We start from the raw sequence: 12,564 nt of genomic DNA on the forward strand, positions 1-12,564 counted from the left end.
CAGCACCTCCCTCAGTACCTTCTCCAGGACCATGCCAGATGAATTTCCAACTGACCCAAGAACAAGAAATGTTGGTGGAAGCGGTACGCAGTTTCGTTGCCAAGGAGCTGCTGCCCCACGAGGAAGAGGTCGACCGCGCCGACGCGGTGTCGCCCGAGCTGGCGGCGCAGATCCGCGGCAAGGCCATCGCCGCAGGCTTCTATGCCTTCAACATGCCCGAGGAGGTCGGCGGTGGCGGGCTTGATTACCTGTCCCAGGCGCTGATCGAACGTGAGTTGTCGAAGGTGTCCTGGGCCGTGCACGTGTTCGTCGCACGCCCTTCGAAAATTCTCATGGCCTGCAAGCACGAGCAGATCAACGACTACCTGCTGCCCAGCGTGCAGGGCGAGAAGATCGATTGCTTCGCCCTCACCGAGCCTGGCGCCGGTTCCGATGCCAATGCCATCAAGACCCGCGCCGTGCGTCAGGGCGACGACTTCGTGATCAATGGCAGCAAGCATTTCATCAGCCATGCCGGGCACGCCGACTTCGCCATCGTCTTCGCCGTTACCGACACCTACGAACACAACGGCCGCAAGCGCAATGCCGTGACCGCTTTTCTGGTCGATCGCGGCACCCCCGGCATGACCATCCGCCGTGGGCCCAAGTGCGTGAGCAATCGCGGCTACCACACCTATGAGCTGTTCTTCGACGACTGCAAGGTGCCCGCCAGCAAGGTGCTGGGCGAGGTCGGCAAGGGCTGGGAAGTGGCCAACGCCTGGCTGACCGCCGGGCGGGTGATGGTCGCCGCCAACTGCGTCGGCCAGGCCCAGCGTGCACTGGACCTGTCGCTGCAGTGGTCGGCGGATCGCAAGCAGTTCGGCCAACCGATCGGCAGTTATCAGGGCGTGTCGTTCAAGCTTGCCGACATGGCCACGCAGATTCGCGCGGCCGAGCTGCTGACCCTGCACACCGCCTGGAAGATGGACCAGGGCAGCATGACCGATGGCGAGGCCGGCATGGCCAAGCTGTTCGCCAGCGAGGTGCTGGGCAAGGTCGCCGATGAAGCGGTACAGATCTTTGGCGGCATGGGCCTGATGGACGAGGGACCGGTGGAGCGGATCTGGCGCAACGCGCGGATCGAGCGGATCTGGGAGGGCACGTCAGAGATCCAGCGGCATATCATTTCCCGCGAACTGCTGCGCCCTCTGCTGCGCTGATCGGGCTGGAGAATACTCATGTCGCAGTCGATTCGTGACAACCTCAAGCGTCTGCTGGCGCCGCAGCACCTGGCCTTCGTTGGTGGCCGCAGCATGGCCCGCGCCCTCAAGCGCTGCGCCGAAGGCGGGTTCCAGGGCCCGATGTGGCTGGTCAACCCGCAGCACCTCAGCATTGATGGCATCCCGTGCGTGGCCACCGTCGCCGAGCTGCCGTGCGGCCCGGATGCCGTGTTCATCGCCACCAACCGCGAGCTGACCCTGAGCTGCGTCGAACAACTCGCCGCGCTCGGTGCCGGTGGGGCTATCTGCTACGCCTCGGGCTTTGCCGAAAGCGGCGCCGAGGGCGAGGCCTTGCAGCAGCGCCTGCTGCAGGCGGCCGGCAACATGGCGCTGCTCGGGCCCAACTGCTATGGCCTGCTCGACTACCTGCACAGCGCCGCGCTGTGGCCGGTCGCCCATGGCGGCAAGACGGTCGAGAAGGGCGTGGCGATCCTCACCCAGAGCGGCAACTTCGCCTACAACCTGTCGATGAGCGACCGCTCGCTGCCGGTGGCCTACATGGCGTCGGTCGGCAACCAGGCGCAACTGGGCGTGGCCGAGTTGATGGACGTGCTGCTGGACGACCCGCGCGTCACCGCCATCGGCCTGCACCTGGAAGGCTTGAAGAATGTGCCTGGCTTTGCCCGCGCCGCGCACAAGGCGCTGGAGCGCGGCACGCCGATCATCGCGCTGAAGACTGGCGTGTCGCAGATCGGTGCCGAACTTGCGCTCAGCCACACCAGCTCGCTGTCCGGCTCCGATGCGCTGTACGACGCCTTGTTCAAGCGCCTGGGCGTGATCCGCGTAAGCGGCCCGGTAAGCTTCGTCGAGACCCTCAAGGCCGCCGCCTGCGGGCAGTTGCCCCAAGGCGGGCGGCTGATTGCCCTGGCCTGCTCGGGCGGTGATGCCGGGCTGATCGCCGACTATGCCGAGCGCAATCAGCTGAGCCTGCCCAAACTTGAGCAGTGCCAGGTCGAGGAACTGGCCCAGGTGCTGCCCAGCTACGCCAACCTGGTCAACCCGCTGGACTTCACCACGGCCATCTGGGGCGACGGCGAGGCGCTGCAGCGTATGCTCGACAGCGCCCTGCGTAGCGATGCCGATGCGGCGATGCTGGTGCTCGACTATCCGGCCGAGTTCACCGGCGAGCGCAAGGAGTGCGACCTGCTTTTGGCGCTGTACTGCCAGGCCCTGGCGCGTCACGGCAAGATCGGCTTCGTCACCTCGGCCTTCCCCGAGCTGCTGCCGGCCAGCGCCCGCGAGCATCTGCATGCCCACGGCATTGCGGCGTTGCAGGGCGTGGAAGATGGCCTGGCGGCCTGGGGGCGGATCGTGGCGTACCAGGCCAATCGACAGCGCCTGCTGGCATTGGGCGAGTCCGCACTGGTGCCGTTGTGCCCGCAGGCGCTGACTGGCAAGGCGCGCTTGCTGGACGAGTGGCAGTCCAAGCAGGCCCTGCGGCCCTTTGGTTTGCCGGTCCCGGACGGTCGGCTGAGCACCCCTGGTTCAGCGCTGGCCGATTCGGCCACTGTCGGTTTTCCGCTGGTGCTCAAGGCCGTCAGCGCGCAGTTGCCGCACAAGACCGAAGCCGGCGCGGTGGCGCTGAACCTGCGTGATGGCCGCGCGCTCGAGGCCGCGCTGCACCAGATGCGCGAACGTATCCACGCCCATGCGCCGCAGGTGCCGTTCGATCGAGTACTGCTCGAACCGATGGCAGAGCCCGCGTTGGCCGAGCTGATCGTCGGCATCAAACGCGAGAACGGCTTTGCCCTGGCATTGGTCATTGGTGCTGGCGGGGTGCTGGTCGAGCTGCTCAAGGACAGCACCAGCCTGCTGCTGCCCACCACCGATGGCGCCATCCGCGCCGCCTTGCTCGGGCTGCGCAGCGCCGGATTGCTGCTGGGCTTCCGCGGGCGTCCGGCGGCCGATCTGGATGCCTTGGTGGCCGCGATACGCGCGGTGGCCGACTACGCCTGCGAAAACGCCAGCCAGTTGCTGGAACTGGACGTCAACCCATTGATGGTCGGCGCCAACGCCACCACGGCGGTCGATGCGCTGATCCGCCTGGGCCAGGCCTGAGGAGATGAACATGCATGACAAACCCTTGACCGGCGGCCAGGCCCTGGTCCGATTGCTGGCCAACTATGGCGTCGACACCGTGTTCGGCATCCCCGGCGTGCACACGCTGGAGCTGTATCGCGGCCTGCCTGGCAGTGGCATCCGCCATGTGCTGACCCGCCATGAACAGGGCGCTGGCTTCATGGCCGACGGCTATGCGCGCATCAGTGGCAAGCCGGGTGTGTGCTTCGTCATCACCGGCCCCGGTGTGACCAATGCCGCCACCGCCATCGGCCAGGCCCATGCCGACTCGATTCCGTTGCTGGTGATTTCCAGCGTCAACCACAGCGCCAGCCTGGGCAAGGGCTGGGGTTGCCTGCACGAGACCCAGGACCAACGCGCGATGACCGCGCCGATCACCGCCTTCTCGGCGCTGGCCCTGAGCCCGGAAGACCTGCCTGAGCTGATCGCCCGCGCCTGGGCGGTGTTCGACAGCGAGCGACCGCGGCCGGTGCATATTTCGGTGCCGCTGGATGTGCTGTCGGCAGCGGTGGCGCGTGACTGGAGCGCCGAGGTGGTACGCCGTCCTGGTCGCAGCGTGCCGGATCGCACGGTGCTGGATCAGGCAGCGGCCAGGCTGGCGGCGGCCAAGCGCCCGATGATCATCGCTGGCGGTGGGGCATTGCAGGCGGGGGCTGAACTGGCCGCGCTGAGCGAGCGTCTGGCGGCACCGGTGTTCACCAGCGTGGCAGGCAAGGGGCTGCTGCCGCCTGAAGCGCCGCTCAGTGCCGGCGCGAGCCTGTGTGTGGAGCCTGGCTGGCAGATGATCGCCGAGGCTGACGTGGTGCTGGCGGTGGGGACCGAGATGGCCGACACCGATTTCTGGCGCGAGCGCCTGCCGATCAACGGCGAACTGATCCGCATCGACATCGACCCGCGCAAGTTCAACGATTTCTACCCTTGCGCGCTGGCGCTGCAGGGTGATGCGCGCCTCACCCTGGCCGGGGTGCTGGAGCATCTTCCCCAGGTTCGTCGCGACGCCACGGCGGTCATCCAGGCGGTTGCCGGCCTGCGCGAGGCGGTGAGGGCAGGGCATGGTCCGTTGCAGCGGCTGCACCAAGGCATTCTCGATCGTGTGGGCCGGGCATTGCCGGACAATGCCTTCATCAGTACCGACATGACGCAGTTGGCCTATACCGGCAACTACGCCTTCCCCAGCAAGGCGCCGCGCAGTTGGCTGCATCCCACGGGGTACGGAACCCTGGGCTATGGTCTACCGGCGGGCATCGGCGGCATGTTCGCCGGTGGCGAGCGTCCGGGCCTGGTGCTGGTGGGTGACGGCGGCTTCCTGTACACCGCGCAGGAACTGGCCACGGCGGTCGAGGAGCTGGACCGGCCGCTGGTGGTATTGCTGTGGAACAACGATGCGCTCGGGCAGATCCGCGACGATATGCTGGGCCTGGATATCGAGCCCATCGGCGTGCTGCCGCGCAACCCCGACTTCATCGGCCTGGGCCGCGCCTTCGGTTGCGCCGTGGCGCAGCCCGGCAGCCTCGATGAACTGGAGCAGGAACTCAGGAACGGATTCGCGCGCAACGGCGTCACCCTGATCGAACTCAGGCATGCCTGCGCCCATTGATGGAGGCTTTTCATGCGTTTTTCCAAGCTGACCCAGCGCATCGCCGGTGACGGCGCTGCGGCCTGGGAGATTCATTACCGCGCCCTTGAGCTGCAGGCTCAGGGCCGCGACATCCTGCTGCTGTCGGTGGGCGATCCGGATTTCGATACCCCGGCGCCGATCGTCCAGGCCGCCATCGACAGCCTGCAGGACGGCCACACCCATTACTCCGATGTACGCGGCAAGCTCGCCCTGCGCCAGGCCATCGCCCGGCGCCACCAGCAGCGCAGCGGCCAAGCCGTCGATGCCGACCAGGTGACGGTGCTGGCCGGTGCCCAGTGCGCGTTGTTCTGCGTGGCCCAGTGCGTGCTCGACCCGGGTGACGAGGTGATTGTCGCAGAACCGATGTACGTCACCTACGAGGCAGTGTTCGGCGCCTGTGGCGCCACGGTGGTGCCGGTGCCGGTCAAGCCCGAGCATGGCTTTCGCGTGCAGGCCGAGGATGTTGCCGCGCGCATCACCCCGCGTACCCGCGCGCTGGCGCTGAACAGCCCGCACAACCCCTCCGGTGCCAGCCTGCCGCGCAGCACCTGGGAGGCGCTGGCCGAACTGTGCGTGGCCCATGACCTGTGGCTGATCAGCGACGAGGTGTACAGCGAGCTGTTGTACGAAGGCGAGCACATCAGCCCTGGCAGCCTGCCAGGCATGGCCGACCGGACCGCGACCCTGAACAGCCTGTCCAAGTCCCACGCCATGACCGGCTGGCGGGTTGGCTGGGTGGTCGGCTCGCCAGCGCTGGCCAGCCATCTGGAGAACCTGGCGCTGTGCATGCTGTATGGCTCGCCGGACTTCATCCAGGATGCCGCCGTGGTGGCGCTGGAGCAGCGCCTGCCGGAGCTCGAAGCGATGCGCGAGGCCTATCGACAGCGGCGCGACCTGGTCTGCGAACGCTTGGCCGATTGCCCGGGGGTGAAGGCACTCAAGCCTGATGGCGGGATGTTCGTGATGGTCGATATCCGCCAGACCGGCCTCAGCGCCCAGGCGTTTTCCAGCCTGCTGTTGGAGGAACATGGCGTATCGGTACTGGCGGGGGAGGCGTTCGGGCCGAGTGCGGCGGGGCATATTCGCCTGGGGCTGGTGCTGGGTGCCGAGGCGTTGAGCGAGGCTTGCCGGCGGATTGCCCAGTGTGCTTCGCAGGTGCTGGAGGGCAGGGTAGTTACAGGTTGAGGCGGATCGCCTTTTTCGCGGGCTTGCCCGCGAAAGGGCCGGCCCTGCCAATCAACCTTCCACAGCCCCCTCAACCGGCCGATCGAACGCAACGAACAACTGGTCCGCCGTGATCGCCCCCAGGTCCAGGCGCATGTTCGCCTCCAGCATCGCGAACAGCCGGGTGAACACCTCGAACACCTTGCAATGATCCTCCATCCCCGAGAACGGGTTGTCGATCTTCTCGGCGATCAGCGAGCTCTCCTGCACTGCGTCGTACACCTCGCGCAGGGTGATCTCGCTGGCCGGACGGGCGAGGGTGAGGCCGCCCTGGGCGCCGCGCCAGGACTTGAGAATGTTGGCCTTGACCATCTGCGAAGCCAGGCTGCGCACCCGTGTGGGGTGCACCTTGACCCACTTGGCGATGGTCTCGGTGCGCAGTTTCTGCGGCGCGTTGGCGGCCACGAACGAGAGGATGTACGAGGCGGTGATCAGGCGGGTCGATTGGCTCATCGGTAAAAATCCCTGGTGAATCGCAAAGTCGGTGTCCCTGTGAAAATCCATCTTGGCAGGGGCATGCCAATGAGTCTAATGTATTTGTCACGATGACAATTACAAATATTCGGTCATCGATGCCTGCGATCCTTCTTTCAGCGGTTCAACAGGGGCAATGCCATGAGCGATAAGAACAACAAGATCACTCAAGCGATGCCCGGCGGCGGCCTGCCACGTCGGGAGTTCCTCAAGTACAGCGCGGCAGCGGCGACCTTCGCCGGCGCCTTCTCCCTGGGCCTGCCCCTGCCGGGCTGGGCCGAGGAGGTCACCCCCAAGGCTGGCGGCACCCTGCGCATGGGGCTGGCCGGGGGCAGCACCACTGACTCGCGTGACCCCGGCACCTGGGCCGACACCTTCACCTTCGTCGGCTTCTCGGCGGTCTACAACACCCTCAGCGAAATCAGCGTCGACGGCACCGCCATTCCGGAGCTGGCCGAGCGCTGGGAGTCCAGCCCGGATGCCAAGGTCTGGACCTTCTTCCTGCGCCAGGGCGTGACCTTCCACGATGGCAAGAGCCTCGATGCTGGCGATGTGGTCGCCTCGATCCAGCATCACCTGGGCGAGAAATCCACCTCGGCGGCCAAGACCGTCCTCGGCGATGTTGCCGTGGTGCGTGCCCAGGACGCCGCCACCGTGGTGTTCGAGCTGCACTCGGGCAACGCCGACTTCCCCTATGTGGTCGCCGACTACCACCTGGTGATCATGCCCGCCAAGGACGGCGCCGCCGACTGGCAGGCCGGCATCGGCACCGGCGGCTATCGTCTCAAGCACTTCGAACCGGGTGTGCGCATGGACCTGGTGCGCAGCCCCGACTACTGGAAGCCGGGCAGGGCGCATTTCGCCACGGCCGAGTTGCTGTCGATCGCCGACGGCGCGGCGCGGGTCAATGCCCTGGTCACAGGCCAGGTGGATGTGATCAACAAGGTCGACCTCAAGACCGTGGCGCTGCTCAAGCGCAACCCGCAACTGGTGATCGAGGAAACCAAAGGCGCCCAGCACTACACCTTCCCCATGCTCTGCGACACCGCGCAGTTCCAGGACAACAACGTGCGCCTGGCGCTCAAGCACGCCATCGACCGCCAGGCCCTGCTGACCTCGGTGCTGTACGGATACGGCCAGATCGGCAACGACCACCCGATCCAGCCTGGCAGCCGCTTCATCAACACGGCCCTGGAGCAGCGGGTATATGACGCCGACAAGGCGCGCTTCTACCTCAAGCAGGCCGGCATGGACAGCCTCAAGGTGCGCCTGCAGGCCTCCGACGCCGCCTACACCGGCGCGGTCGACGCCTCGGTGCTGTTCAAGGAGCAGGCGCGCAAGGCCGGTATCGACATCGACGTGGTGCGTGAGCCGGCCGACGGCTTCTTCACCAACGTGTGGATGAAGCAGCCGTTCACCACCTCGTTCTGGTACTCGAGCCTGACCGCCGACCGCATGTTCAGCATCGGCTACGCCAAGGGCGCGGCGTGGAACGAGACGCACTGGGACAACCCGCGCTTCAACCAGTTGCTCAACGCTGCCCGTGGCGAGATGAACGCTCCGCTGCGCCAGGAGATGTACAACGAAATGCAGGCGCTGTGCCGCGACGATGGCGGCGCCATCGTGCCGCTGTTCGCAAGCTCCGTCGCGGCGCGCTCCCGGCGGGTGATGCACGGCGGTGTCACCGCTCCTTACGGCGAGCTGGACGGCCTGCGCCTGATCGAGCGCTGGTGGCAGGCCTGAATCCCATTTCGTCGCGAGGACCGTACGGTGAATAGTCTCTGCAAACTGCTCGCCCAGCGCCTGGCCCTGGGCCTGCTGTCGCTGCTGGCGGTGTCGGTGATCATCTTCCTGGCGGTGGGCATGCTCCCGGGCGACGTGGCCCAGGCCATGCTCGGCCAGGCCGCCACCCCGGAAACCGTGGCTGCACTGCGCAGCCAACTGGGCCTGGACCAACCAGCGCTGACGCGCTTCTTCCACTGGGGCTGGCAACTGCTGCAAGGCGATCTCGGCGTGTCGCTGGCCAACCAGCGGCCGATCGCCGAGCTGATCGGCGCACGCCTGGGCAACACCTTCAGCCTGGCGCTGCTGGCGGCCCTGGTGTCGGTGCCACTGGCGCTGCTGCTGGGCATGCTGGCGGCGCTGTACCGCAACAGCTGGTTCGACCGGCTGCTCAACACCAGCGCCCTGAGTGCGGTGTCGTTCCCGGAATTCTTCGTCGCCTACATCCTGATCCTGGTGTTCGCGGTGAAGCTGGCCTGGCTGCCAAGCATCTCCAACCTCTCCCCGGATGCCGCCTTGGGCGAGGTGCTGGAGCGCTCGCTGCTGCCGGTGCTGACCCTGAGCCTGGTGGTGGTGGCGCAGATGATGCGCATGACCCGCGCCTCGCTGATCAACCTGCTCGCCAGTCCCTACATCGAGATGGCCCGGCTCAAGGGTATCGGCCAGGCGCGGATCATCTTCCGCCATGCCTTGCCCAACGCCCTGGCGCCGATCGTCAACGTGGTGGCGCTGAACCTGGCGTACCTGGTGGTTGGCGTGGTGGTGGTCGAGGTGGTGTTCGTCTATCCGGGCCTGGGCCAGTTGCTGGTCGACTCGGTGGCCAAGCGCGACATCCCGGTGGTGCAGGCCTGTAGCCTGATCTTCGCCGCCACCTACATCCTGCTCAACACCAGTGCCGATGTGCTGTCGATCGCCAGCAACCCGCGCCTGATGCATCCGAAGGGGTAGCCCATGAGCCTGTACACGCAATTGCGCCGTGCGCCGCTGAGCGCCAAGTTCGGCCTGCTGGTGATCCTGCTGTATGTGCTGGTGGCGCTGTTCGCGCCGCTGGTGGCGCCGTTCGGCGAGACCGAAGTGGTCGGCGAGGGCTTCGCACCCTGGGGCGGGCAGTTCCTGCTCGGCACCGACAACCTGGGCCGCGACATGTTCAGCCGCCTGGTCTATGGCGCACGCAATACTCTTGGCATCGCCTTCCTGACCACCGTGCTGGCCTTCGCCCTGGGCGGCTTCTGCGGGCTGGTGGCGGCGATTCGCGGTGGCTGGATCGACCAGGGCATGTCGCGGGTGGTGGACATCCTCATGGCCATCCCGCAACTGATCTTCGCCTTGCTGATTCTCAGCGTGGTCGGCACCACCACCACCTCGCTGGTGCTGGTGATCGCGCTGCTCGATGCCACCCGGGTGTTCCGCCTGTCGCGGGCGGTGGCGATGAGCGTGGTGGTGCAGGACTTCGTCGAGGCGGCGCGGCTGCGCGGGGAAGGGTTGTGGTGGCTGGTCACCCGCGAGGTGCTGCCCAATGCCGCAGCGCCGCTGATCGCCGAGTTCGGCCTGCGCTTCTGCTTTGTCTTCCTGTTCATCAGTGCACTGTCGTTCCTCGGCCTGGGCATCCAGCCGCCCACCGCCGATTGGGGCAGCATGGTGCGCGACAACGCCGTGCTGATCACCTTCGGCGATGTCAGCCCGCTGCTGCCGGCGCTGGCGGTGGCGCTGATTACCGTCAGCGTGAATTTCGTCGTCGACTGGGTGCTGCACAAGTCCAGCGGCCTGAAGGAGTGCTGAGCATGAAACCGCTACTGCAAATCCGCGACCTGCATATCGAAGGTCACTCCGACGACGCCTGGCACCCGCTGGTCAAGGGCATCGACCTGACCCTGCAGCGCGGCGAGGTACTGGGCTTGATCGGTGAGTCGGGGGCGGGCAAGTCGACCCTTGGCCTCGCTGCGATGGGGTACGTGCGCGACGGCTGCCGCATCGCTCGTGGCTCGGTGTGCTTCGACGGCCAGGAACTGGTCGGCGCGGCCCCCGAAGTACTGCGCAAGCTGCGTGGCCTACGGGTGGCCTACGTGGCGCAGAGCGCTGCGGCGTCGTTCAACCCGGCGCATCGGTTGATCGACCAGCATGTGGAAACCGCCGTGATCAACGGCGGAATCGACCGTGCCACCGCCGAGGCCGAGGCGGTCGAACTGTACCGCGTGCTGCGCCTGCCGGACCCGGAGAACATCGGCCGGCGCTACCCGCACCAGGTGTCTGGTGGCCAACTGCAGCGGGTGATGACCGCCATGGCCATGGCCTGCCACCCGGACTTGATCGTGTTCGACGAGCCGACCACTGCGCTCGACGTGACCACCCAGATCGAGGTGATCGCCGCCATTCGCGATGCGGTCAAGCGCTTCGGCAGCGCAGCGTTGTACATCAGCCACGACCTGGCCCTGGTGGCGCAGATCGCCGACCGTATCATGGTGCTGCGCCATGGCAGCCTGGTCGAGGAGGCTGCCACCCGCACCATGCTTGGCGCCCCGAGCCAGGACTACACCCGTTCGCTGTGGGCGGTGCGCAGCTTCCATACCGAACCCAAGCCCAGCCAGGCGCAGGCCCGGCCACTGCTCGAGGTTCGCAACGCCTCGGCCAGCTACGGCGCCCAGCCGGTGCTGCACGATGTGTCGCTCAAGCTGCAGCGCGGCCAGACGCTGGCGGTGATCGGCGAGTCCGGCAGCGGCAAGAGCACCACTGCGCGGCTGATTACCGGGCTCCTGCAACCGAGCAGCGGCCAGGTGCTGTACGACGGTGAAGCCTTGCCGGCTGACTACCGGCGGCGCAGCAAGGAACAGTTGCGACGCATCCAGATGATCTACCAGATCCCCGACACCGCGCTCAATCCACGCCAGCGCATCGTCGACATCATCGGTCGCCCACTGGCGTTCTACCTGGGGCTCAAGGGCAGGGCGCTGCGCGAGCGGGTCGCCGAGCTGCTGGAGATGATCGAGCTGGACCCTGCCAGGTTCATGGAGCGCCAGCCCCGCGAACTGTCCGGCGGGCAGAAACAGCGGATATGCATCGCCCGCGCCCTGGCCGCCGAACCGCAACTGATCATCTGCGACGAGGTGACCTCGGCCCTTGATCAGCTGGTGGCCGAAGGCGTGCTCAAGCTGCTCGACCGCATCCAGCGCCAGCTGGGCGTGGCCTACCTGTTCATCACCCACGATGTGGCCACCGTGCGCGCCATCGCCGACGAGGTGATGGTGATGCAGCGGGGCAGGGTGGTGGACCAGGGGCGGCGCGAGTCGATCTTTACCCCGCCGTATCAGGATTACACCGGGCTGCTGTTCTCTTGCGAACCGCAGATGGACCCGGACTGGCTCGACCGCCTGCTGGCCGGTCGCGCCGCTGCCACTACCCAGCCAATTGCCGAAGGACAGCTTCCATGAACGTACTGATCGTCCACGCCCACCCTGAACCGCATTCCTTCACCGCCGCCCTGCGCGACCAGGCGGTGGAGACTTTCAAGGCCCAGGGACACCAGGTGCAGGTCAGCGACCTGTACGCCATGGGCTGGAACCCGGTGGCCAGCGCCGAGGATTTCAGCACCCGTGAAAACCCGGAGTATCTGGTCTATGCGCTGGAACAACGCCTGGGCGTCAAGAGCGGCTCCATCGCCGCGGATATCCAGCAGGAACTGGACAAGCTGCTGTGGGCCGATCTGCTGGTATTGAACTTCCCGATCTTCTGGTTCTCCGCCCCGGCCATGCTCAAGGGCTGGATCGACCGGGTGCTGGTGTCGGGGGTGTGCTATGGCGGCAAGCGCTTCTACGACCAGGGTGGCCTGGCGGGCAAGAAGGCGCTAGTGACCGTGACCCTGGGCGGGCGTGAGCACATGTTCGGCGAGGGGGCGATCCACGGGCCGCTGGAAGACATGCTGCGGCCGATCCTGCGCGGCACCTTGGCCTATGTCGGTTTCGAGGTGCTGGCGCCGTTCGTGGCCTGGCACGTGCCCTATATCAGCGACGAGGCGCGGGGTGAGTTCCTGGTGCAGTATCGTCAGCGTCTGGAACAGCTTTCGGATGACCAGCCACTGGTGTTCCCGCGTCTGGAGCAGTTCGACGAGGCGCTGTATCCGTTGCGGTGATGGGG

Annotated in this window: 10 protein-coding genes; 9 read left to right on the forward strand and 1 reads right to left on the reverse strand. The window is 66.6% G+C overall.

The window, feature by feature from the left end; all coding sequences use genetic code 11:
* The first annotated feature begins 38 nt into the window (after positions 1-38).
* The 4 genes from AB688_RS12990 to AB688_RS13005 are packed head-to-tail and all read left to right on the forward strand — an operon-like array spanning position 39 to position 6,141.
* Complete coding sequence (locus AB688_RS12990) at positions 39-1,199, forward strand: acyl-CoA dehydrogenase family protein (protein WP_054894138.1); 1,161 nt, start codon at positions 39-41, stop codon at positions 1,197-1,199.
* An 18-nt stretch (positions 1,200-1,217) separates the two neighbouring features.
* Positions 1,218-3,317: an acetate--CoA ligase family protein gene (locus AB688_RS12995; RefSeq protein WP_063544546.1), complete on the forward strand. Its 2,100-nt coding sequence runs from the start codon at positions 1,218-1,220 to the stop codon at positions 3,315-3,317.
* 10 nt (positions 3,318-3,327) lie between these two features.
* Positions 3,328-4,935 (forward strand): 5-guanidino-2-oxopentanoate decarboxylase, encoded by a 1,608-nt coding sequence (locus AB688_RS13000; RefSeq protein ID WP_063544548.1) that lies wholly within the window; start codon positions 3,328-3,330, stop codon positions 4,933-4,935.
* Between the two features lie 12 nt (positions 4,936-4,947).
* On the forward strand, positions 4,948-6,141 hold the full coding sequence (locus AB688_RS13005; protein ID WP_063544550.1) for a pyridoxal phosphate-dependent aminotransferase: 1,194 nt from the start codon (positions 4,948-4,950) through the stop codon (positions 6,139-6,141).
* Positions 6,142-6,192: 51 nt separating this feature from the next.
* Here AB688_RS13005 and AB688_RS13010 read toward each other — a convergent pair whose 3' ends face one another.
* Positions 6,193-6,633, reverse strand: a complete 441-nt coding sequence (locus AB688_RS13010) for an RrF2 family transcriptional regulator (protein WP_063544552.1) — start codon at positions 6,631-6,633, stop codon at positions 6,193-6,195.
* 162 nt (positions 6,634-6,795) lie between these two features.
* Here AB688_RS13010 and AB688_RS13015 point away from each other — a divergent pair, with 162 nt between their 5' ends.
* The 5 genes from AB688_RS13015 to AB688_RS13035 are packed head-to-tail and all read left to right on the forward strand — an operon-like array spanning position 6,796 to position 12,559.
* On the forward strand, positions 6,796-8,397 hold the full coding sequence (locus AB688_RS13015) for an ABC transporter substrate-binding protein (protein WP_054894143.1): 1,602 nt from the start codon (positions 6,796-6,798) through the stop codon (positions 8,395-8,397).
* Positions 8,398-8,424: 27 nt separating this feature from the next.
* Positions 8,425-9,384: an ABC transporter permease gene (locus tag AB688_RS13020; protein ID WP_063544554.1), complete on the forward strand. Its 960-nt coding sequence runs from the start codon at positions 8,425-8,427 to the stop codon at positions 9,382-9,384.
* Positions 9,385-9,387: 3 nt separating this feature from the next.
* Complete coding sequence (locus AB688_RS13025) at positions 9,388-10,215, forward strand: ABC transporter permease (RefSeq protein ID WP_054894145.1); 828 nt, start codon at positions 9,388-9,390, stop codon at positions 10,213-10,215.
* Positions 10,216-10,217: 2 nt separating this feature from the next.
* Positions 10,218-11,861: an ABC transporter ATP-binding protein gene (locus tag AB688_RS13030; RefSeq protein WP_063544556.1), complete on the forward strand. Its 1,644-nt coding sequence runs from the start codon at positions 10,218-10,220 to the stop codon at positions 11,859-11,861.
* The gene (locus tag AB688_RS13035; RefSeq protein ID WP_063544558.1) at positions 11,858-12,559 is read left to right on the forward strand and encodes an NAD(P)H-dependent oxidoreductase; all 702 of its coding nucleotides are present in this window, start codon (positions 11,858-11,860) and stop codon (positions 12,557-12,559) included. Before AB688_RS13030 ends, AB688_RS13035 begins: the two co-directional genes overlap by 4 nt.
* Positions 12,560-12,564: the final 5 nt, after the last annotated feature.

Origin of the sequence: Pseudomonas putida (genome assembly GCF_001636055.1) — a bacterium.
Taxonomy (GTDB): Bacteria; Pseudomonadota; Gammaproteobacteria; order Pseudomonadales; family Pseudomonadaceae; genus Aquipseudomonas; species Aquipseudomonas machongensis.

Excerpts from the sequence above, each read along its gene's own strand:
- AB688_RS13035 (WP_063544558.1), top strand. The coding sequence starts at position 11,858 with ATGAACGTACTGATCGTCCACGCCCACCCTGAACCGCATTCCTTCACC.
- AB688_RS13005 (WP_063544550.1), top strand. The coding sequence starts at position 4,948 with ATGCGTTTTTCCAAGCTGACCCAGCGCATCGCCGGTGACGGCGCTGCG.
- AB688_RS13015 (WP_054894143.1), top strand. The coding sequence starts at position 6,796 with ATGAGCGATAAGAACAACAAGATCACTCAAGCGATGCCCGGCGGCGGC.
- AB688_RS12990 (WP_054894138.1), top strand. The coding sequence starts at position 39 with ATGAATTTCCAACTGACCCAAGAACAAGAAATGTTGGTGGAAGCGGTA.
- AB688_RS13010 (WP_063544552.1), bottom strand. The coding sequence starts at position 6,633 with ATGAGCCAATCGACCCGCCTGATCACCGCCTCGTACATCCTCTCGTTC.
- AB688_RS13025 (WP_054894145.1), top strand. The coding sequence starts at position 9,388 with ATGAGCCTGTACACGCAATTGCGCCGTGCGCCGCTGAGCGCCAAGTTC.
- AB688_RS13030 (WP_063544556.1), top strand. The coding sequence starts at position 10,218 with ATGAAACCGCTACTGCAAATCCGCGACCTGCATATCGAAGGTCACTCC.
- AB688_RS13000 (WP_063544548.1), top strand. The coding sequence starts at position 3,328 with ATGCATGACAAACCCTTGACCGGCGGCCAGGCCCTGGTCCGATTGCTG.
- AB688_RS12995 (WP_063544546.1), top strand. The coding sequence starts at position 1,218 with ATGTCGCAGTCGATTCGTGACAACCTCAAGCGTCTGCTGGCGCCGCAG.